This window comes from Pedobacter fastidiosus, assembly GCF_014306625.1.
GTDB lineage: Bacteria > Bacteroidota > Bacteroidia > Sphingobacteriales > Sphingobacteriaceae > Pedobacter > Pedobacter fastidiosus.
In genome coordinates, this window is sequence record NZ_JACRYL010000005.1 from 39,448 (window position 1) to 60,163 (window position 20,716).

At 36.3% G+C, this 20,716-nt stretch carries 21 protein-coding genes; 11 read left to right on the forward strand and 10 right to left on the reverse strand.

Annotation, left to right across the window (positions count from 1 at the left end; translation table 11 throughout):
* Positions 1-15: 15 nt before the first annotated feature.
* From H7U22_RS06555 to gltX, 3 genes are all read right to left on the reverse strand, one after another.
* On the reverse strand, positions 16-1,149 hold the full coding sequence (locus tag H7U22_RS06555) for a sensor histidine kinase (RefSeq protein WP_187070554.1): 1,134 nt from the start codon (positions 1,147-1,149) through the stop codon (positions 16-18).
* 104 nt (positions 1,150-1,253) lie between these two features.
* Positions 1,254-2,093 (reverse strand): KPN_02809 family neutral zinc metallopeptidase, encoded by an 840-nt coding sequence (gene ypfJ, locus H7U22_RS06560; RefSeq protein WP_187070555.1) that lies wholly within the window; start codon positions 2,091-2,093, stop codon positions 1,254-1,256.
* Positions 2,094-2,260: 167 nt separating this feature from the next.
* Positions 2,261-3,769, reverse strand: a complete 1,509-nt coding sequence (gltX, locus tag H7U22_RS06565) for a glutamate--tRNA ligase (RefSeq protein WP_187070556.1) — start codon at positions 3,767-3,769, stop codon at positions 2,261-2,263.
* Between the two features lie 226 nt (positions 3,770-3,995).
* On the opposite strand from gltX, the gene H7U22_RS06570 reads away from it, so the two are divergent.
* Genes H7U22_RS06570 through H7U22_RS06580 form a run of 3 tightly spaced genes read left to right on the forward strand, consistent with a single transcriptional unit; the run spans position 3,996 to position 6,103 of the window.
* The gene (locus H7U22_RS06570; RefSeq protein WP_187070557.1) at positions 3,996-5,201 is read left to right on the forward strand and encodes a sensor histidine kinase; all 1,206 of its coding nucleotides are present in this window, start codon (positions 3,996-3,998) and stop codon (positions 5,199-5,201) included.
* Entirely contained in the window at positions 5,182-5,691 is a 510-nt protein-coding gene (locus tag H7U22_RS06575) for a DinB family protein (protein ID WP_187070558.1), read from the forward strand. The genes H7U22_RS06570 and H7U22_RS06575 overlap by 20 nt, the downstream gene beginning before the upstream one ends.
* The gene (locus tag H7U22_RS06580; RefSeq protein WP_187070559.1) at positions 5,681-6,103 is read left to right on the forward strand and encodes a hotdog fold thioesterase; all 423 of its coding nucleotides are present in this window, start codon (positions 5,681-5,683) and stop codon (positions 6,101-6,103) included. The genes H7U22_RS06575 and H7U22_RS06580 overlap by 11 nt, the downstream gene beginning before the upstream one ends.
* 228 nt (positions 6,104-6,331) lie before the next feature.
* Here the strand turns inward: H7U22_RS06580 and H7U22_RS06585 are convergent, their stop codons facing one another.
* On the reverse strand, positions 6,332-6,700 hold the full coding sequence (locus H7U22_RS06585) for a DUF6249 domain-containing protein (protein WP_187070560.1): 369 nt from the start codon (positions 6,698-6,700) through the stop codon (positions 6,332-6,334).
* Positions 6,701-6,863: 163 nt separating this feature from the next.
* Here H7U22_RS06585 and H7U22_RS06590 point away from each other — a divergent pair, with 163 nt between their 5' ends.
* The 3 genes from H7U22_RS06590 to H7U22_RS06600 all read left to right on the forward strand — a co-directional run bounded on the left by H7U22_RS06590 (position 6,864) and on the right by H7U22_RS06600 (position 8,720).
* On the forward strand, positions 6,864-7,184 hold the full coding sequence (locus H7U22_RS06590) for a DMT family transporter (protein ID WP_187070561.1): 321 nt from the start codon (positions 6,864-6,866) through the stop codon (positions 7,182-7,184).
* A 475-nt stretch (positions 7,185-7,659) separates the two neighbouring features.
* Entirely contained in the window at positions 7,660-8,241 is a 582-nt protein-coding gene (locus tag H7U22_RS06595; RefSeq protein WP_187070562.1) for an RNA polymerase sigma factor, read from the forward strand.
* Positions 8,238-8,720, forward strand: coding sequence for an anti-sigma factor family protein (locus tag H7U22_RS06600; RefSeq protein ID WP_187070563.1), 483 nt, complete (start codon positions 8,238-8,240; stop codon positions 8,718-8,720). The genes H7U22_RS06595 and H7U22_RS06600 overlap by 4 nt, the downstream gene beginning before the upstream one ends.
* 292 nt (positions 8,721-9,012) lie before the next feature.
* Here the strand turns inward: H7U22_RS06600 and H7U22_RS06605 are convergent, their stop codons facing one another.
* The 6 genes from H7U22_RS06605 to H7U22_RS06630 all read right to left on the reverse strand — a co-directional run bounded on the left by H7U22_RS06605 (position 9,013) and on the right by H7U22_RS06630 (position 15,691).
* On the reverse strand, positions 9,013-9,540 hold the full coding sequence (locus tag H7U22_RS06605) for an RBBP9/YdeN family alpha/beta hydrolase (RefSeq protein WP_187070564.1): 528 nt from the start codon (positions 9,538-9,540) through the stop codon (positions 9,013-9,015).
* A gap of 81 nt (positions 9,541-9,621) precedes the next feature.
* A complete protein-coding gene (locus H7U22_RS06610; RefSeq protein ID WP_025141747.1) occupies positions 9,622-9,813 on the reverse strand; it encodes a cold-shock protein in 192 nt (63 codons plus the stop codon).
* A gap of 104 nt (positions 9,814-9,917) precedes the next feature.
* Positions 9,918-10,841, reverse strand: a complete 924-nt coding sequence (locus H7U22_RS06615) for a hypothetical protein (protein WP_187070565.1) — start codon at positions 10,839-10,841, stop codon at positions 9,918-9,920.
* 71 nt (positions 10,842-10,912) lie between these two features.
* Complete coding sequence (locus tag H7U22_RS06620) at positions 10,913-11,782, reverse strand: phosphodiester glycosidase family protein (protein ID WP_187070566.1); 870 nt, start codon at positions 11,780-11,782, stop codon at positions 10,913-10,915.
* Between the two features lie 87 nt (positions 11,783-11,869).
* Positions 11,870-14,392 (reverse strand): zinc-dependent metalloprotease, encoded by a 2,523-nt coding sequence (locus tag H7U22_RS06625; RefSeq protein WP_187070567.1) that lies wholly within the window; start codon positions 14,390-14,392, stop codon positions 11,870-11,872.
* 93 nt (positions 14,393-14,485) lie between these two features.
* Complete coding sequence (locus H7U22_RS06630; protein WP_187070568.1) at positions 14,486-15,691, reverse strand: aspartyl protease family protein; 1,206 nt, start codon at positions 15,689-15,691, stop codon at positions 14,486-14,488.
* A 179-nt stretch (positions 15,692-15,870) separates the two neighbouring features.
* On the opposite strand from H7U22_RS06630, the gene H7U22_RS06635 reads away from it, so the two are divergent.
* The 5 genes from H7U22_RS06635 to H7U22_RS06655 all read left to right on the forward strand — a co-directional run bounded on the left by H7U22_RS06635 (position 15,871) and on the right by H7U22_RS06655 (position 20,665).
* Positions 15,871-17,115 (forward strand): D-alanyl-D-alanine carboxypeptidase/D-alanyl-D-alanine-endopeptidase, encoded by a 1,245-nt coding sequence (locus H7U22_RS06635; RefSeq protein ID WP_248284693.1) that lies wholly within the window; start codon positions 15,871-15,873, stop codon positions 17,113-17,115.
* 12 nt (positions 17,116-17,127) lie between these two features.
* Complete coding sequence (locus H7U22_RS06640) at positions 17,128-17,919, forward strand: alpha/beta hydrolase (RefSeq protein ID WP_187070570.1); 792 nt, start codon at positions 17,128-17,130, stop codon at positions 17,917-17,919.
* On the forward strand, positions 17,919-18,959 hold the full coding sequence (locus H7U22_RS06645) for an aminotransferase class I/II-fold pyridoxal phosphate-dependent enzyme (RefSeq protein ID WP_187070571.1): 1,041 nt from the start codon (positions 17,919-17,921) through the stop codon (positions 18,957-18,959). The genes H7U22_RS06640 and H7U22_RS06645 overlap by 1 nt, the downstream gene beginning before the upstream one ends.
* 95 nt (positions 18,960-19,054) lie before the next feature.
* Positions 19,055-19,609: an RNA polymerase sigma factor gene (locus tag H7U22_RS06650; RefSeq protein WP_187070572.1), complete on the forward strand. Its 555-nt coding sequence runs from the start codon at positions 19,055-19,057 to the stop codon at positions 19,607-19,609.
* 33 nt (positions 19,610-19,642) lie between these two features.
* On the forward strand, positions 19,643-20,665 hold the full coding sequence (locus H7U22_RS06655) for a FecR family protein (protein ID WP_187070573.1): 1,023 nt from the start codon (positions 19,643-19,645) through the stop codon (positions 20,663-20,665).
* Positions 20,666-20,716 lie beyond the last annotated feature (51 nt).

Sequence of the window (20,716 nt, forward strand, 5' to 3'; positions counted from 1 at the left end):
GGTAAAATTGATCGGTTAATCTTCTGCCTTAAGAATTTCTTCTTCGGTAATCGGGATGATGAAATAAAATTCAGATCCCTCATCTAGAACACTATTCACGCCGATTTTTCCACCATGTCTTTTTATAATTTCAGAGCAGATGTACAATCCGATACCTAAGCCATTAAAACGATTGCTATTTTCTTCTACGCGATAAAATTTATCGAATATTTTTTGTTGCTGCTCAGCTCCAATTCCGATGCCGAAATCCTTAACAGCCAAATAAAGTTGACCATCCTTAATGTTTATCGTCACATTTACCTGATTGGTTCCTGGCGCATATTTAATGGCATTGGTAATAAAGTTAATCACCACCTGTTCCAATCTAACCTCATCGCCAAAAATCATTTCTTCTGTTTTACCGAGCTTGGTAATTTTGAAATCTGAATAATTTTGTTGCAACATTTCTATGGCGTTGTTTACCATATTATCTGCACAAAATGATTGCATATTAAACTTAAGCTTTCCGCTCTCAATTTTGGAGATGTCGAGTAAATCAACAATCAAATCATTTAGTTTTTCCAGTTGGATGCTGGCCTTGTTCAAATGATTTTGAGCAGTTACTTTATCATCCTTATTAATGCTCCGCTGAAGCAACTGAATATAACCCTTTACACTGGTTAAAGGTGTTTTTAATTCATGGCTTGCAATGCTGATAAATTCATCTTTTTTATGCTCAGCCTGCTTTCGGAATTCAATTTCTTCGAGCAGTTTTTCCTGTACTTCGTTTAGCTTACGGCTCTGTTCGTAAATGCGATAAAAGGTTTTTATTTTGAGCAGAAGCACATTAATATCAACAGGCTTGGTAATATAATCTAACCCGCCACTTAAATAGCCTTTGGTAATAAATTTGAGCTCGGTATTTACAGCCGATAAGAAAATTATGGCTGTATCTTTTGCTTTGCTAAATCCTGAGATTGCTTCTGCAACTTCAAAGCCATCCATATCTGGCATTTGAACATCCAGAATAATTAAAACGTAATTATTTTTTAAAACTTTTTTTAACGCTTCTTCGCCGGATGATGCGGTATCAACCTCAAAATTGTGTGCTTGGAGTACTTTTGATAAAGAGATCAGGTTTTCGGGCCTGTCATCAACTATAAGGATCATCTTTGATAAAACAAATAAGAAGCCGGGATAATTATGCTTGGTTTAGAGAAAAAATTCTCGGTAACTGTAAACAAACAGCAGTAGTTTAAAAAGGTTTTAACTTTTTACAAATTGTTCGAATTAAAGGTGTCGCCCTGTTTAATATCTCCTGTTTCAAAGCCCTTTTTAAACCAATACATGCGTTGTTGCGAAGTTCCGTGGGTAAAAGAATCTGGCTGTACATCTCCTGTTGCCTGTTTTTGCAATTTATCATCACCAATAGCATTAGCCGCAGTTAAAGCCTCCTCTATATCTCCTTCGTCTAGTTTAAAATCTTTTAAATTTTGGGCATTATGTGCCCAAAGGCCAGCAAAAAAATCCGCCTGAAGTTCTAGTTTTACGGATAAGCGATTGTATTCTTTTTCACTCACTTGTCCGCGAGCTTGATCTAATTTTTCTGAAATTCCCAAAAGATTTTGTACATGATGACCAACCTCATGCGCAATTACATAGGCTTGAGCAAAATCGCCAGCAGCGCCAAATCGGTTTTTTAATTCATCGTAGAATGATAAATCGATATACACCTTTTGATCGCCTGGACAATAAAATGGACCAACGTTGGCACTGGCATTTCCACATGCAGTTTGTACAGCTTGTCTAAACAATCTCAATTTTGGATATTCGTATTGCTTGCCCATAGCTTTAAATTCTTGATCCCAAACCTGTTCTGTAGATTCTAAAACACCAGAAACAAACTGTGCCTGAGGATCATTTTGTGGTACACCTTGCTTAACTTCGGTATTATCAGTTGCAGGAATTTGGCTCACCAAACCGCTTAAATCTTTACCAAAAAACAAACCTAAAACAACAATAATAATCCCTATACCTCCGCCAAGTACGGTTTTGCCTCCGCCTCCACTTCTTCCATCTTCTACATTATTACTTCCTTTACCAAACCACTGCATGTTTATATATTTTTAGTTTTATGAATAACCTCTATTATTTGAAATTGTTATACTAAAGTATAAATTATTTTATTTTATTAATATGATTTTATTCTTTTGAGTTGTATCCGCTTTAAACAAAAAAACCCAAGCGGTTAACTTGGGCTTTAACTTAAGTTTATAAAGAGCTAACTGCTAAAAACAGCAATTGCCTTTTCTATTCGCATTTTGGTTTCTTCGGCGCCAAGTAAAATGGCAATATCGAATACACCAGGACCAAACTTACCGCCAACAAGCATAATTCTGAATGGAAGCATTAATTCTCCCGGTTTAAATCCCTTTTCTTCGGCCAATGCTTTAAAAGCAGTTTCTGCAATAACGGCATCGGTTAAATTTATATTTTCTGCATAAACTTTAAAGAAATCAGCCTTTTCTGCTGTCCATTTTGGTTTTACAGATGCCAAATCATATTCAGCAGGTGCTGTAAAGAAGTAGCCACTTTGCGCAACAAAATCTGGCATTAAAGTACAGCGATCTTTAATTAAATCGATTATGATATTTAAGAAAACATCATCTTTAATTTCAATTCCTGCGCCTTTTAATTCTTCTTTAACGCTTGGCGATAAACGCTCAGCAGTTTGTACTTTAATCCATTCGTGATTATACCACTTGGCCTTCTCAAAATCGAATTTTGCGCCTGCTTTGCTGATTCTTTCGATAGAGAATTTTTCTTCTAGTTCGGCCAAAGCAAATAATTCTTGATCAGTTCCATCATTCCAACCCAATAAGGCTAACATATTTACAAAAGCTTCTGGCAAAAATCCCATTTCATTAAAGCCCTTAGTTATATCTCCGGTTTTTGGGTCTGTCCAGTTCATGGCATACACCGGGAAACCTAAACGATCGCCATCGCGTTTGCTCAGTTTTCCATGACCATCGGGTTTTAAAATCAATGGCAAATGTGCCCATTGAGGCATATCGCTTTCCCAACCCAAATATTTCCAAAGTAAAATGTGGATCGGTGCAGAAGGCAACCATTCTTCACCTCTAAAAGCATGACTAATTTCCATCGCCTTATCATCAACAACAACTGCTAAATGATAAGTTGGCATACCATCGGCTTTTAATAAAACTTTATCATCAACCTGTGCAGTTTCAAAACTTACATCGCCACGAATTAAATCGTTAAAGTGAACAATCTCATTTTCTGGAACTTTAATGCGAATTACGTGAGGTGTTTTCGATGCCAAAAGATCTTCAACTTCGCTAACAGTAAGCGTTAAGGAATTGCGCATTTGCAATCGCGTTGCTTGCCCATATTGAAAGTTTGGAATTTCCTTTCTTTTAGCATCCAGCTCTTCAGTAGTATCGAATGCATAATAGGCATATCCATCACTAATTAATTGCTCAGCGAACTTTCTATAACTCGGTTTACGCTCGCTTTGGCGATATGGCCCATAATTTCCGGGTTTGCTCGGGCTTTCATCTGGCGTAATGCCACACCAGTTTAAGCAATCTACAATATATTCTTCAGCACCTTCTACAAAACGGTTTTGATCGGTATCTTCAACACGTAAAACGAAAGTTCCGTTGTTTTTTTTAGCAAACAAATAATTGAACAGTGCGGTACGAACACCGCCTAAATGCAGGCCACCAGTTGGACTTGGGGCAAATCTTACTCTAACTTTTTTATCCATGTTTTGGCAAAGAGCAGGGAGTTTAGGGCAAAGGGTCTGGTACAATCCATGCGCCCTGCGCTAAGCACTATGCTCGGCACAAAGATATGTTTTTCATCTGTTTTTATCTTGTTCACATCAGTTATGAATCTATTGTGCTTTCAAAATTATTGCTTCATGGTTTTTGAAAAAGCATAATCGTTTTATGTTTTTTCCGTTTTGTTATTGTATTTTGCCTATCCAAAGCATGAATCCATACGAAAAGAAACGCCGCTGGAAATTTTTCCTCCTCATTTTTGCCATCTTAATTGGCATTGCCTCAGTATTTTACACCGATTCATTTGTTAAAAAAATGGAACGTGAAGAAGCGAATCAAATTCAACTTTGGGTTAAAATCCAAGAACGCTCTATGTTTTTGATGGACAATGACAATTTCACAGAAATCGTAGAAAGCGTACGAAAAAACACAAAAGCGCCTGTAGTAGTAGTAGATTCTTCTGGCCATATTACTACTTATTTTGGTTTGGATTCTACAAAAACAAATTACTCTACAGACAACAAATTAACCTACGATAGTCTCTACTTTGTTCATCAATTAAGCAAAATGAAAGCGCAGCACATGCCTTTGGAAATGAACATTCTTGGAACATCATATAAAGCCTACTACAAAGATTCGTTTATTCTAACACAGTTGAGATATTTTCCATACATCCAGATGATTGTAATCTTTCTCTTTCTACTAACGGCTTATGCAGCGTTTAGTTCTTCCAGAAGAGCAGAACAAGATCATGTTTGGGTGGGCTTGGCAAAGGAAACTGCTCACCAATTGGGCACTCCAATCTCATCACTCATGGCCTGGACGGAGTTAATGAAATCTAAGTTTGATGCTGAAGATGATCCGCTGATTGCCGAAATGGAAAACGACATTAAGCGACTGGAAATTATTACCGATCGTTTCTCCAAAATTGGCTCAAAACCTATTTTAGAAGATCATACGGTTTACATTGTAATCAGCAATTTTATCGATTATTTTAAAGTAAGAACATCCGATAAAGTTAAATTCAGCATCACGGGCGATGATCAAGTTAGGGCGATGTTGAATATTCCGTTGTTTGATTGGGTAATTGAAAATCTTTTAAAGAATGCGGCTAACGCCATTGAAAATGAAGGTTCAATTGCCATTAACATTATCGAGAATTTGGCAAAAGAACAGGTATTTATCGATGTAACCGATAGCGGAAAAGGAATTCCAAGATCAAAATTTGATGCCGTTTTTCAACCTGGATATACCACCAGAAAACGTGGTTGGGGCTTAGGGTTATCTTTAACCAAACGGATTGTAGAGAACTACCACAGCGGAGAAATTTTTGTTAAAGACTCCGAACTTGGCAAAGGCACAACTTTCAGAATAATATTAAAAAGCAGTTTAACATATGAACCGACCACAGCCTAACGAATATCCAATTTGGGGAGAAACCTACATCAGTAAAGTTGAAGGAGATATTCTCGAAATTCTGGAAGAACAGGTTTTTAGCATTCCCGCAATGTTTGAAGCAAATAAGGAAAAAGAAAATTTCGCCTATGCGGATGGGAAATGGACGCTGAAAGAAATGCTTGGCCATATTATCGATTGTGAACGTATTTTTGTTTACCGCATGACTTGCTTTGCAAGAAATGAGCAACAACATCTCCCTGGTTTTGAAGAAGACGATTATGTTGCAAATGCCCGATTTGGTGAGCGTAATTACGAAGATATGATTGAAGAATTTGCAGCCTTACGTAAAGCCAATCTTTACTTTTTTAAAAGCCTTAACGAAGAAGAACTGAATAGAAAAGGAGTTGCTTCGACAAGAGAAATCACTGTGAAATCTATTTTATTTATCGCAGCAGGCCACATTATTCACCATGTTTCCATTTTAAAAGAGCGCTACCATGTGGTTTAGAAACTTCACCGTTGATGATTTAAATAACCGTCCTAAAAACCATTTGGGCGCTTTGCTTGATATTAAATTTACTGAAATTGGCGAAGATTTTATTACCGGAACCATGCCAGTTGATGAAAGAACCCATCAACCTGCCGGAATTTTACATGGCGGTGCATCGGTTGTTTTGGCAGAAACGCTCGGGAGTATTGCCTCCTATATGTGCATCGACCCAGAAAAATATGTCGCCGTAGGTTTAGAAGTTAACGCCAACCATTTGCGTCCTGTTAAAAGCGGTTTGGTTAAAGGCATTTGTAAACCTTTACACGTTGGTGCAAAAACTCAGGTTTGGGAAATTAAAATTTACGATGAGCGTGGAAAAATGAACTGCATCAGCAGACTTACCGTTGCAATAATTAACAAACCCCAATAAGGAAAGATATATAGAAGTCATGTTGGCCCTACAAAGGCGCATATAATTAAGGCGTTTCTACAGACTCAACGAGAATAACAGAGCCTCGGAGTATTAAATTTAAAATACTTCTTAGCCTCAGCCATGGTACGTGTCTCCAAATACCATTTAACTAGTATTCTATAAAGCTCTGAAGCCATGGTACGTGTCTCCACGTACCATTGAACTAAGTCATTTTTTTAAAGCTCCTTAAATTTTATAATCCTTTTCGATAGCCTTCTTTTCAATCAAGAATGAAGTTATTAAACCTAAGCCTCCGAAAATTCCAACGAAACCAAAGTAAATTGCAACCGCTTGTCCTTCTTCTGTTTGTGTCATGTCGCCACCAAAAACGCCTCGAACTGTAAATAAAGCGACCAATAACCCTAAACCTACGCCAACCATTAATAATCCGAATTTTAAACTCAAATAAGGTTTGGGTACCGAAGCGCGGTTAAGTCTAGGGTCGATGCCTCTTTCAATCATCGCCATTTTTTCTTTGTTCGATAAATATCTGATTCCAAATACCATCGCGAATGCTCCTAAGAACATTGATATGGGTACTAATATGCCTTCCATAATTATAATTTTTATTGTTAATATTTTTGTTTCTGTGTATTGAACCGTGTTCTGAGTATTATGACGACATGGTTTTTAATCAGGTTACACCCAAGAGAGAAAATATTTAATAAATAATAATCGATTTTCAAATCGTGGTAAAAAACTTCTCTAACTTTGGAGCATGAACTGGATTATATTAATTATAGCTGGCTTTTTCGAAGTTGGCTTTACAACTTGCCTAAAACTTTCAAATAATTTTACCAACGTAAAATGGAGCATCGGCTTTTTAATTTCCATTACATTAAGCTTTATCTTACTTAATAAAGCCACCCAAACTTTACCAATGGGAACCGCTTATGCAGTTTGGACAGGCATTGGCGCCGTAGGAACCGTAATAATCGGGATTGTTTACTTTAACGAGCCGGCAACTTTCTGGCGCATCTTTTTTATCTGTACCCTTATTGGATCTATCGCCGGACTAAAGTTTTTTGCATCGCACTAAATCATAGAGATTAATTTTTTTGAAGCGCAAAACCTGTGTAAGCAAACAAATTTGTTCCCGTGTTTCGCTTATACGCTTCGGACATCGTACCTCTGCCCTGCAGGGTAACGCTTCACCCGGGGCTAGATGGGAAGGTCTGTAATAATCTGGAAGCATCATAAAGCATAAAACTAGACCATTTAATGTAGTTTTGACAACTCTACTAATGTGTTAGAAAGAGAGTTGTCAAAGCTAAATGTTGTATCTTAATAGTTAGACATTTTGAAAAGCCTAACATTGTTCCTAAACCTGATGGCAATGAAAAGCCCACAGCGTAGCGAGGACTTGTAATGAACAGCGGGACTGCAGGCCTCCAAAATGTGCTGTCCTTTCGTTTTCAAAAAAATGATGTTCAAACAAAATCTTCAAAATGAAAGATGCAAATAGTTTTATTTGCCTGTAACCTGTCTATCTTTAATGTAGTCTTAGATTTAGAATGGGGCAAAAACTTACAGATTTAGAGCTGATCCAAAATGTACTGAACGGCGAAACCGGACAGTACGCATTGTTGGTGAAACAGCATCAGCGATTTGTATTTACACTTGCCCTGCGGTTTGCAAAAAATAGAGAAGATGCGGAAGAAATTGCACAAGATTGCTTTGTAAAAGCCTACAGAGCATTAGGAACCTTTAAACAAACCGCAAAGTTTAGCACTTGGCTTTATACCATTACGTACACCACAGCCATGACTTTTCTGCGAAAAAAGCGTTTAGATACATCATCCATTAACGATGAAGAAACGCTAATTCAGCTTGAAAACCATACCTCGAGCTTTAATGCAAATGGTTATGAAAAACAGAACAGTCATGCTTTTTTAAATCAGGCCATTACACTTTTGGCGCCTGATGATGCCACGATTATTACCATGTTTTATCAAGGCGAGCAAAGTTTAGAAGAAATTGGCGAGGCTTTACATATAGAACCAAATACGGTGAAAGTAAAATTGCACCGAGCTAGGCAAAGACTTAAAGAAAAATTACAATATTTATTAAAAGATGAAGTAAAGGAGTTACTATGAACACAATAGAACAACAGCTTTGGGATTATATTGATGGTAATTTAGATGAAAATCATAGAAATATCATTGAAGAAAAAATTAATACAGACCCCACAATCAGGCTTCAGTATGAGGAATTATTACAGTTTAACCTCACTTTTAGCAACCTAGAATTAGAGGAACCATCCATGTCTTTCACTAGAAATGTGATGGAAGATGTAGCCTTATTACCTGCACCAATTTCGCTAAAAACCAAAGTAGACACGCGAATTATCTACGGTATTGGTGGCTTTTTTGTTTTGTCTATCTTGGCTATTTTAGGTTTTATTGCCTATAATACTAAGTTTACGATGCCTAGTTTCAATTTTGATTTAGCTTTTGATACCAGTAAAATTATAACTCCAACAACAATCAACATTTTTTTGTTTGTAGATTTGATTATCGGGTTGGTTTTTATCGATTATTTTTTGAGAAAGAAATCGTTGAAGAAACAATTATAAGAGATATTTTCTCTCTGCGATTGTGGGATTGACATAAATATTTTTTACTCTGCGAGATTAGCGAAATCTGCGGAAGCCATTAAAGCGCTGCTTTATTTCGACATAATAGGGAAAAAGGGAAATCTGATTAGAACCAAGTTTAGGTTTTTCCCGCAGATTAAAGGGATTCACGCAGATGTTTTTTTCTTACACAAACCATCAATCGGGCTGTTTTTTATCGATTATTTTTTGAGAAAGAAATCGTTGAAGAAAACATAAGTTGATTTTTAGGTTGGTGATTATACCAACCTTTCTACTCTAAAGTTTTCAAAATTTCCAATCCCTCTTTCCATTCACCAAAACCAGAATCTGTATTAATGTGCCCAGCATTTCCGATGTTGACAAACTTGCTTCCCCAATGATCTGCAAAATATTTTGCCCGCTCTAAAGTTACCCATTCATCGTTTTCGCTTGCCACAACTATCGTTTTAAAATCAATTTTTTCCAAAGGGACTTTATCAAAGCCTTCTGTTGAGAAAGTATATTTTGGTGCTTCTAAATCGCTTGGAGCAACCAATAAAGCACCTTTAATTCTTTTTTTATAGTGCTTTGCCCAATTTGCAATTGCAGTAACGCCTAAACTGTGGCCAATTAAAACCACTGTAGATAGATCATAACCTGACAATGCTTGATCTATATTCTCGATCCAATCTGCTGAGGCTGGAGTATCCCATTCCCTTTGTTCTATTCGCTTAAAATTTGGCTCTTGCTGTTCGAAATAAGTTTGCCAATGATTCGGGCCAGAATTACCCAAACCTGGAACAACGAAATAGTTAGTCATAAAAGGTTTTTCAAATTTTTTTTAAATAAAAAGGGTTGCCATCTTGCGAGAGCAACCCTTTCCATAAATATGATAAATAAATTAAATTACTTTCACATTAACGGCGTTTAAGCCTTTTTTACCGTTAGCAACTTCGTACTGAACTTTGTCGTTTTCACGGATTTCGTCGATAAGACCTGTTGAATGAACAAAAATTTCGCTATCGCCGTTAGCTGGTACGATAAAGCCAAAACCTTTAGTTACATTGAAGAATTTTACTGTGCCTTCTTGCATTGTATTAAATATTAAAATTAAGTGTGCAAGGTAAGTTTTAATTTTTAAAATCAAAATAAATTTTAACATTTTTTTAACGTTAAAATTTTGTAAACAGCAGATTACTAAGGCTTTTTAATTGCCTTGCCAATTATACTCAATGTAATTTCGCTGTTATGTGGTATTCCGAGGGTGGTTCCAGGTACTACTTTAAAAAGGTTTCGAAGGTAAATATCCGCCACGCCCTGGATCAATTTTTTACGTGGCTCCATATCTTCCGGGAGCACACCATAAGCATTCTGAATTCTAATTAATCCGTTGTATCCAACCACGGCAGAACATTGGAAGGCAAAATCTTTATAAGCCCGATCTATCACGATTTTGTATTGTGGGTACATATAATCGTAAGCTTCCGTCCTTTTAGATAGTTTATCAACTGTGCTAATTTTCTCTACCGTTATAATTTTACTTTTCGGAATAAACTGTACCGGATTTACAGCCGCAAAGGCACTATCGCTATTCGAATTAACCTGTGCCGATCTTTTCTGAATAAATAGAGTGTCTTGTTTAGTCGTTTTCTGCAATTCCGCTGCCGAAACTTTTAATTGATTTTTAATATAGCTTTGGGCGTAAAAAGTCATGTTAACATCCGATCGGATATCCGCAGCGATTACTTTTCCATCAACCTGAACGCGTTGAAAAACCAAACTATCTTTGCTAATGTGCTTAACCTTAAAAAATTCTTCGGCAAAGTTATACACGTTTCCATGATCGTACTGAAGATAAAACTTTTGCATAATCTGCTTCTGCGGACTCCAAGCCATCATTGTATCTTCTGCTGCAACTTCTATTATCCACGATGGTTTCTGCATAAAGCCATCCTTATTAAAAGATAATCCATCGCTAAAACGCCTTTTTACTTCTACATAACGAATGCCTTTTACCGGTGCAAAAGTAAAATCTCTTAGCGTTGCATCTGTGCTTTTGGTTCTCGTACATGCAGAAAAGAGCATCACTAAAAAGAAAAGCTTTATAATATTATTGATCATTTTTAAAACTAAAATCTTCGGCTAAAATAAATAATTTAATCACACCCCAAAGATGCCTTGTACTACAATATTTATTTTTTCCTTTTGATTAAAACCACGTTGGCCACTTTCCGTTGCCCTGCGTGATCCCATTTTTTGTTATCTGTAGGGTAATTGACCACTCCGCCATCAGGAAAACCACTTACCCACAATGTGGTAGAACCCCCGCCATCAAAGTTGAGTACGTTTGTGCAACCCAGCCATTTCATTAGCTTCGTTAACTCTTGTAAACTCATTCCTGCAGAGTTTTCATTTCGACCATCCACAGTTAATAAAATTACCCTTCCATTGGGCTTAACGCCCAAACAGGTTCTTGGGTGGCGCAAATAGGTAAAACTGGTTGTATCCAACATTTCGTTTATGCCATTAAAAGTTAATAATGGTCCGTTTAACAAAACGTTTTGTTCTGGTAATTTAGTTTCCCAATCGGTGGCGCCATCCCATTTTTTTACGGCAAGCTTTCCGTTTTCGATCACCACTGCTGCTTGCTGATGCCGAGCTCTAATTCCGTTTTTATCTAACCTCACTGTATTGATAATTTTGCCATTTACCTTCACAAAATCAACTGATCCTCCATTTTTAACATCGAAGAAATTACCATTAACGGCAGCAACAGCGGTATCTCTTAAACCAAAATTGCTCGTTGTTATTAATTCCCTTTCTTCGGCACCCAATGCAAAAACAGCCTTTCTTCCTGTGTTTTTAATTTCTAAAAAAGAGATATTCTCATTTGCATTAAAAAGATTTTTCTGATTAAAATGATATTGAAATAAGCGCACTTGTTTGGCTATTCGCGTTTTTTGCCACTTGGTTTTAACCAATGTTATCGAATCGGTGTTTTGAGCATTGCCAGAAAACGCCCAAATACACAGTAACGTTAAGAATGATAGTCTTTTAAACATAGGAACAGATTTGGATTAAAATTAAAAAAAAACGGAGCAAACCAACTGAATGATCTGCTCCGTTTTTGTAACAATAAGAAAACAACCTTATTTTTTTGGATCAAGAATATTTTTAATTCTGATACTTAAATCTTCATAATGCGCTTTCGTAATAGCATCTCCGCCAACTGATCTTGCCTTTACAGTAGCCAACAACGATTTAAGTTCTGCTCTAACCAATGGTCTAATATCCGATAGGCTTATGTTAATCGGCGTTAAGCCATAATTTGCAGCAGCCTCAACAGGATAACCTACTGGCAATTCAGATTCAGTTGTCATTAAAGAACCTAAGCGATCTACGTATGCTCTTTGCAGATTACGTTTAAAACCATCGGCCCTGCCGGCTACAAAAACCGAAGTTTTTAAATCTGTAAATAATTCTGGCAAAGTGTATGCCTTAGCTGCGCCATTTTTTGTTTCATTATCTAACAACCGAGCAATTCGCGATGCAGATAAAAGGCTTACCAAAGTGTTTGACTGTACGGCTTTTATTCTGTTTAATAAAACTCCATTATCAAATTTACCCAACTGCTCATTGCTGATTAACCAAAGTGGCGTAGTAAATAACTGCTGATTAAAGAAAGTAATTGCTTCTTTCTGCTTTGCTTTTGACAAGTAAGAATAAACGGGGCCAGATTGATCGTAGGTTTTAAAGTTTTCGCTCATCCCGCCAACGTTTGTGGCAACATGACCCATATAACGATTATATTGACCAACAATTTCAGTATAAATTTCTTTTAAATCGCTGTAGTCTTTTCCTTTTTGATAGGTCCATTTTTCTACATTTGGCAAAATGCGTTTTAGGTTTGCAATACCGTAATTACTTGCCTTCATTGCGTTGTCACCTAAATCTTCACTTTGTAAACGAGGATCTAAAGTAGTGCCCTGACGACCATAAAAATATAATGGATTACCTGCATTTTTTAATGTCCATTGATCTAAAACTTCTTTTTCCTGTTCTGAAGATTTATTTCCAGGGAACCAAGTATATCCCCATTTTACAGACCATTTATCGTATTCGCCAATTTGAGGATGAAGTTTAGTAACGCCATCACCTGGTTGAGCAATGTAATTAAAACGGGCATAATCCATAATAGATGGTGCCGTTCCGTGTGCATCTGTAAAAGTTTTAGAACGTAATGAATCTACCGGATAAGCGTAGCTTGAGCCAAAGTTATGTGGCAAACCTAAAGTATGCCCAATTTCATGCGATGATACAAAACGAATTAATTCGCCCATTTGATCATCTGTAAACTGCGCTTTACGAACAGCTGGGTTAATAGCCGCCGTTTGAACGAAATACCAGTTGCGCAATAGGCTCATTACATTATGATACCAACCGATGTGGGTTTCTAAAATCTGACCAGTTCGTGGATCACTCACATGAGGACCGTAAGCATTCGCAATATCTGAGGCAAAATATCGCACAACCGAATATCTAGAATCTTCTACACTAAACTGAGGATCTTGTTGAAGTGTCGGTGCTTCTTTTCCGATGATTGCATTTTTAAAGCCTGCGGCTTCGAAAGCGACTTGCCAATCGTTTATGCCCTCAATTAAATAAGGAACCCATTTTTTCGGCGTTGCCGGATCAATATAAATAATAATGGGTTTTACCGGTTCTACCAATTCGCCGCGTTTGTAGGCATTGGTATCTTTCGGAACTAAATTCCACCTGTGAATATATGCTGTACGTTCTGCCTTTTGCGCATTGGTTCCATAATCAATTTGAGATTGACCAAAATAACCTACTCTGCTATCCATAATCCTTGCCTTTACAGGGATTTTTGGCAACAACAACATCGAAGTATTAAATTCGAATGTTACCGCAGCATTGCTATTATCTGTTGGAGATTCTAGTGCACGATAAGTTTTGGCGGTTTTAACCTCGATATTAATAGGGAATGTTTTTACGGTATCAATGTAAGAGCGAGTTGCATCATACATGGTAACTTTATACATTTTCCGAATTTGATCCGTAGCGCCAATTGCCATAATATCGCCGTTGTAAAAGTCGGTAACATCGATAACAACACCTGTTGTATCTTTATTGTAAGCCTTAACGTCAAAGCTTGCCAAAATTTGATCGAGGTTTGAGTTTTTTACCGATTCGGACATATCACTTTTCGGATCAGCTTTGGTAGCGTAACTCGGTACGCGGATAAAAATCTGCTTTCCTCTACGTTCCCATTTCCAAACTTGTTCATTTAGTTCTTCGCCTCCATATTGTTGGTTTCCAACTTTTACACCAGCTGGAACTTTTGCCAAACGGGTAACCACTAACATTTCGCGGTTAATCATCGAATCTGGTATCTCGAAATACCATCTATCATCTACTTTATGAGTTTTGAAAAGTCCGGTTGTGGTTTTAGCTTTAGACGTAATTACCTCAGAAAAAGGCTTAATTCCTTCCTTTTTTGCTGCTGCTGGGGTTGCTGCAGACTGAACTGGGGCTGTAGTTTTTTTCGTGGTTTTTTTGTTTGGCCATTTTTGTGCGTATGCCGTATTTATACCGGCCACACCAAATGCAACAATACCTGCAAAAGCAAGTATGCTAACTTTTTTGTTCATGTGTGTTTATTGGTTTTTTATGATGATAAGAGGCCGAAGTTAAGGCCTTGTTACAGTATAGTTTACGTGTAACTATAAAATTACCCATGGGCATTAAATTCTTTTCTCCAACTTAACTACTACATAAAATACTTTTTGATCTCTGTAAATTTCGAAGATTACATTTCTGGCACTTGTCGACTTGAATAATTCTGTTAAATCGTTCAGCGTATAAAAATCAACTGGCTTAAAATTTACACCAATAATTTCATCCTGCGAACAAAGACCTGCACGTTCTGCTGGAGAATTTTCATCTATTTCGCCAATCAAAAAGCGTTTGTATTCATTTTGATCGAGGTAAACCACCATTCCAACCATATCGTGTTCAAATGGTAGTCTTGAATATTTATTAGGTTTTAAATAAATAAATTGCTGTTGATAATTAAATTGAATATCGAATTTTCGAAGTAAATCTGCACCCAAATTTCCATTTCGCTGTGTTAAATCTATCTTATCTGCAATACTTTTATAATCAGGAAAACCAGCAACTACATTTGTAAAAACTTGGTCTCCTACAGAAATTTGATGCACCCGAGCAATATAGCCTTTAATCTGTCCGCTCAAACTCATGCCCAAATTAGCTTTAATTTTTTTCTCAGGAACGGTAACCGCTCCGCCACCTATCATCTCCATAGAAAGCGCATGACTTGCACCTGTATCCATCAAAAACTTGCCCCTAATGGCCCCGCTATCCTGAACCTGCACTTCAGCGGTTATGTAAGGTTTAAGATTTTCAATTTCGATAGGTACTTTTTTGCCTCTATATTTAATTCTCGAATAAGGATAAGAAAAGATAACTCTACTTTCACTATAGCGCACATCAACCATAAAACTATTAAAGAAATTAAAGCCGATTAATCCATAAACCTTGATCCCTAAATGCCCCGATAAGTTAAAAAGATCTTCTTTTAAAATTGCCGTTGGAATGTGCTCAATTTTTGCCCGCCCTATACTAGCATTTATATTTTGAGATACATAAGCCTCTACAGTTTCTACGCCTAAACCTGTTACTTTAATTTTACGGAGTAGGTTAAAATCTAGAGAATCTATAATGGATGGGTCGGTCACAATCATAGGGCCAACCCCTGTATCTAAAACAAAATCGAAAGGTCCCTTTCCGTTAATAAAAACAGGGATAACGATTAAGTTTTTAATGCATTTAAAAGGCATGGATTGCTTAACCTGATTCCCAGAAAAAAAGAATTCCTGCCCAAGTGCCCAAGTAGAAAAGAACAATATTAGGCCTACACAAAATGACATTTTGCGGCAGCACAAAAGTGTTACAGGCCTATACTTGGTTAACATTAAATTAAATTTAATAAATTAGTTGATATTATCACCCACAACCTCAAAACATGTTTCGTTCAATATCCCCAAAATTTTTCTTTTCGTTCATTTTAATGCTCGCTGTCTTTATTTCTGGTTGTTCCACAGATAAAATGATCTCCAAAAAAGTTGCAAAACAATTTAAAAATTCAAAAATCATTAAAGAATATATGGTTGGTTTTGCGCTTTACAATATGGAAAGTAAAAAAATGCTCTATCAACAAGATGCCGATAAATATTTTACGCCAGCATCCAACACCAAGCTCTTTACTTTTTACACCAGCTTAAAGATGTTGCCAGAAGATATGCCTTCGCTTAAATACATAGAACGAAATGACTCCTTAATTTTTTGGGGAACAGGCGATCCATCGTTCTTACACAGTACCTTAAAAAGTAAAAACGCGTACAATTTCTTAGCTTCAAGCAGTAAAAAATTATTCTTTGCTCCTGGCCGTTACGAAGGAAATTTTTATGGCGATGGGTGGGCTTGGGATGATTATAACGCCTACTACCAACCAGAAATAAACGAATTTCCAATTACCGATAACATGGTTGCAACGAAGTATATCGGCTCAAACAAAATTAGTATCGAACCCAAAATGTTTGCACCGCTATTTAAAACAGATTCTACAAAAACCAAAGGTGATTTTTATGTGGTCAGAGATTTTTTAACGAACAGTTTTGTAACGCCGTTAATTAACGTAAAACCAAATTATAACCAACAGATTCCTTATAAAACGACAGCACAAACCACGGTTGATGTATTAACGGATACTTTGCATAAGCAGGTAAGCTTAGTTAAGATGAATATCCCGGCTGACGCTAAAACATTTTATGGAGCGAAACGCGATTCAGTTTTAAAGCACATGATGTTGCCAAGTGATAATTTTATTGCTGAACATTTATTACTGGTTTGTTCTAATCAATTGGGCGATACGCTTAGCACAGATAAAGCCATAAATTATTCCGTAAAAAACTATCTTTCTTTTTTACCCGATAAGCCAAGATGGGTAGATGGATCTGGCTTATCGAGAAAAGATTTATTTACGCCGAGAGATTTGGTTTTTCTTCTGGATACCATTTATAAGCAAGTAAATAATAGAGAAAAATTATTTGATATGTTGCCTGCCGGTGGGAAAAGTGGTACTTTGAGAAATGCCTACCCAAAAACGGATACGCCATTTGTTTACGGAAAAACCGGTTCTTTAAGTGGAGTTCACAATCAAAGTGGTTATGTACTCACTAAAAAGGGAAAAATTTATATCTATTCTTTTATGAATAATAATTTTGTTAGACCAACAGCAGATATTAGAAATGAAATGGTCAGAATTGTGACTTATATTCACGATAATTTTTAACTCTTTTTAAGCATGAAACTCTTTTTAATTTCCGTAGTTATATTTTTCTGCTTTTCAGCTTCTGCACAAAAACAAATTGTTTTTAATTCGAAAAACCTACCTCAAGCAGATACTGTTTGGGTATTTACGCCAAAGAAAATAAGCAAGAAAGCAAAGTTACCTGCGGTTATTTTACTTCATGGTTTTAGTGGCAATTACAAACAATGGAACAATATTATGGATGCTCAAAAATATGCAGATGCGTATGGTTACATTTTGATTTGTCCCGACGGTTTGTACAAAAGCTGGTATATGAATAGTCCGGCAAAGCCAGATTGGCAATATGAAAGTTTCTTTTTTGATGAGCTATTGCCAAAAATGAAAACCGATTTCCCTATAGATCCTTCAAAAATTTGCATAACGGGCTTAAGTATGGGCGGGCATGGTGCTTTAAGTTTATTTTTAAAACACCCAGAATTATTTTTAAGCGCCGGTAGTACCAGTGGAGGTGTTAATCTTCGCGATGCGATTGGAAAATTTGGCGTGCCCGAATTGTTAGGAAACCCAGATAAAGACAGTGATATTTGGCTAAAATATTCGGTAATTACCAATATTGAAAACCTTGCTGGAAATAAAAAACCAATTATTTTCGATTGTGGATCAGATGATTTCTTTTACGTTTCGAACAATGCCTTGAAGAAAAAATGCGATAGCTTAAAAATTAACGCGACTTACATTTCTCAACCCGGCAGCCACAATTCTAACTATTGGAAAAAATCTATTCAGCAACAGTTTGATTTCTTTCAAAAACAAATTCTTAATTAATGTCTCCAGATTTTACTTCGATTGATCAACCTTTTTCTAATCAGATTAGTATTGATGGTAAAACCTATTTGTATTTTGGAGGCACCGCCTATTTGGGCATTCCGCAAAACCGCGAATTTTTAGAATTGTATCTCAAAGGCATTAAAAAATACGGCTTAAATAATGGCACAAGCCGAAGCAATAATATTCAACTTGGCATTTATAATGATGCGGAACAGGTTGCCGCCGGAAGATTTAAATCGGAATCGGCTTTGATTATATCCAGTGGTTACTTAGCTGCACAACTTGCGGTAAAAACCTTGAGCCAAAAAGGAAAAGTACTTTATGCACCTGCAACCCACCCCGCTCTGTGGCTTAAAAATCAAGAATCAGATTCCCGTTCCTTTACAGCTTGGGCGCTACAAACTCTTCAGCTTATTAATACTTCCGACGAAAAAAACTGGGTATTGATTAGCAATTCTATGAACAATCTATTCCCAGAGATTTATGATTTTGGCTTTTTAAAACAGATTGATCAAGACAAAAAATTAACTTTAATTGTCGATGATTCGCACGGCATTGGCGTGAACAATTTTGGCAGGAGCGCTTATGATCTTCTACCTCAGCAAGAAAATATAGAACGAATCGTAGTTGCCTCTATGGCTAAAGCGCTCGGTGTTGATGCAGGTTTAATCCTAGCATCAAAAGAAATGATCAATAAACTTAAAAACACAAACGAATTTAACGGGGCATCGCCATCCGCAGCTGCCGGGGCTTACGCTTTTATCCATGCAGCAGAAATTTACCAAAAAGAATGGGAAAAGCTTCAGCAGAATATTTCTTTTCTGGTTGATCATTTAGATTCGAGATGGAATTTTGCACCCAATTTTCCAGCATTTTTAATCCATGATTCTGAAATTGATCAAAAGCTTTTAAAACAGAACATTCTCATTTCTTCTTTCCCCTATCCCACTCAAAATAGTAAGCCAATAAACAGAATCGTATTAAGCAGCTGGCATCAAGAAGCTGATATTCTGAAACTTGCATCGGCCATTGCCTAAAAATATTTTTATTCCTTATAATTTATTATTGAACAAATGCTAAAAATAACGCTATATTTATTTACAGCTTACATTAACCAAGTATTTTTTAGCCATTGTCAGACTATATCCAAAATATACGGCAGGGAAACCATAAATCATTTGAAATAGTTTTTAAACTATGGCATAAGAAAGTGTATGGCTATTTTTTTAAGAAAACTGCGTCAGATGATATTGCCGAAGAGCTAACTCAAATGGCTTTTGTAAAGCTTTGGCGATTTAAACATACACTTACAGAAGATTATCCTTTGGATGTGCAATTATTTAAAATTGCCAAGACTACGCTTCTTGATTATTTCAAAAAACAGGCAAACGACGAGCGTAATCTTAACCTTTATTACGAAGAGATCTCTAATAAAGCAACCGAACAAAGTCTTCAGTTTGATATAAATAAACAGCTTGAAGTTGTTTTAAATTGCTTACCTCCAACCCGAAAACAGGTTTTCGTTTTAAACCGGCTTCAAGGCTATTCTTATAAAGAAATTGCCGAACAACTTTCAATATCGCCCAGAACGGTAGAAAAACACATTTCTCTTGCCATAAAACAACTTAATGGCTATGCCTACTTACCCACCTTTATCGTCCTGATAAATTTATTTCATTCCCATTAAGGGTTATTGCCAAATTGAATCGTATTAGTAAATATGAGTATATCTGAGGAGCTATTAGCCAGGTATTTTAAAGGTGATTGTACCCCGGAAGAAAGGCTTTCGGTAGTGAATTATTTAAATGGAATTGATGCCTTACCAGATCATTTACTTAGTAAAGATGATTGGGATGATGCAGAGGATGCAAAAATCTCTGATGAAAAAAGTGATGAATTATTTGCTGCAATAAAAAAGCAAACCATTTCAAAAACATTAAAATTAAAGCGCTTAAAAATAATTTCGGCCGCGGCCATTGTTTTAGTGATGTTAACCATTGGTTTGTTAATGTTAAACCAAGCCGAACCAAATTTTAGTGTAGCAAAAGCTAAAACAAACAAGAAAGAAGATAAAGCACCAATTGTTTGGAAATCATTTGTGAATTACACCGATAATAATCAATCGCTTGAATTGCCCGATGGTTCTGAAGTAAAAGTTTATCCGGGAGGAGAATTAAGCTATGCAATACCATTTATAAAGCAAAATCGGGAAATTTATTTAAAGGGTAAAAGTTTTTTTCAGGTTGCAAAGGATAAGAAACATCCGTTTATCGTTTATTCAAAAGGAATATCGACAACAGCATTGGGAACTTCTTTTACCATTACAGCCCCAGAAAAAAGCAAGCTCATAAAAATTGAATTGCATACCGGTAAAGTTTGGATTAAAAATATATCAGAATCAAAAAATATTTTATCATTCAGTAAAATTTTGACACCTGGCAACGAGTTGGTTTATAATATTGTAAAACAACAGGTTAAAGTAATTGACAAAACTTTACTTGCTAAAGAGCTGGCCAAATCAAATGAGTTAAACTTTACACAAGCATCGTTAAAAGATGTTTTTGAGAAATTGAAGACACATTATAAAATTGAAATTATTTACAGCGAAGCGGATGTGGATGAAATTTCTTTTACTGGGACCATTAACCTAAATCAAAAAGTAGAAAAAATACTTAAAGAAATAACCGAATTAAACAAACTGAACCAAACCAAAACAACTTACGGCTATATCATAAGCAAATAAAACCACCATATATTTTTACAATCTCAACTTGCTTTAAAATAGCGAACAGGG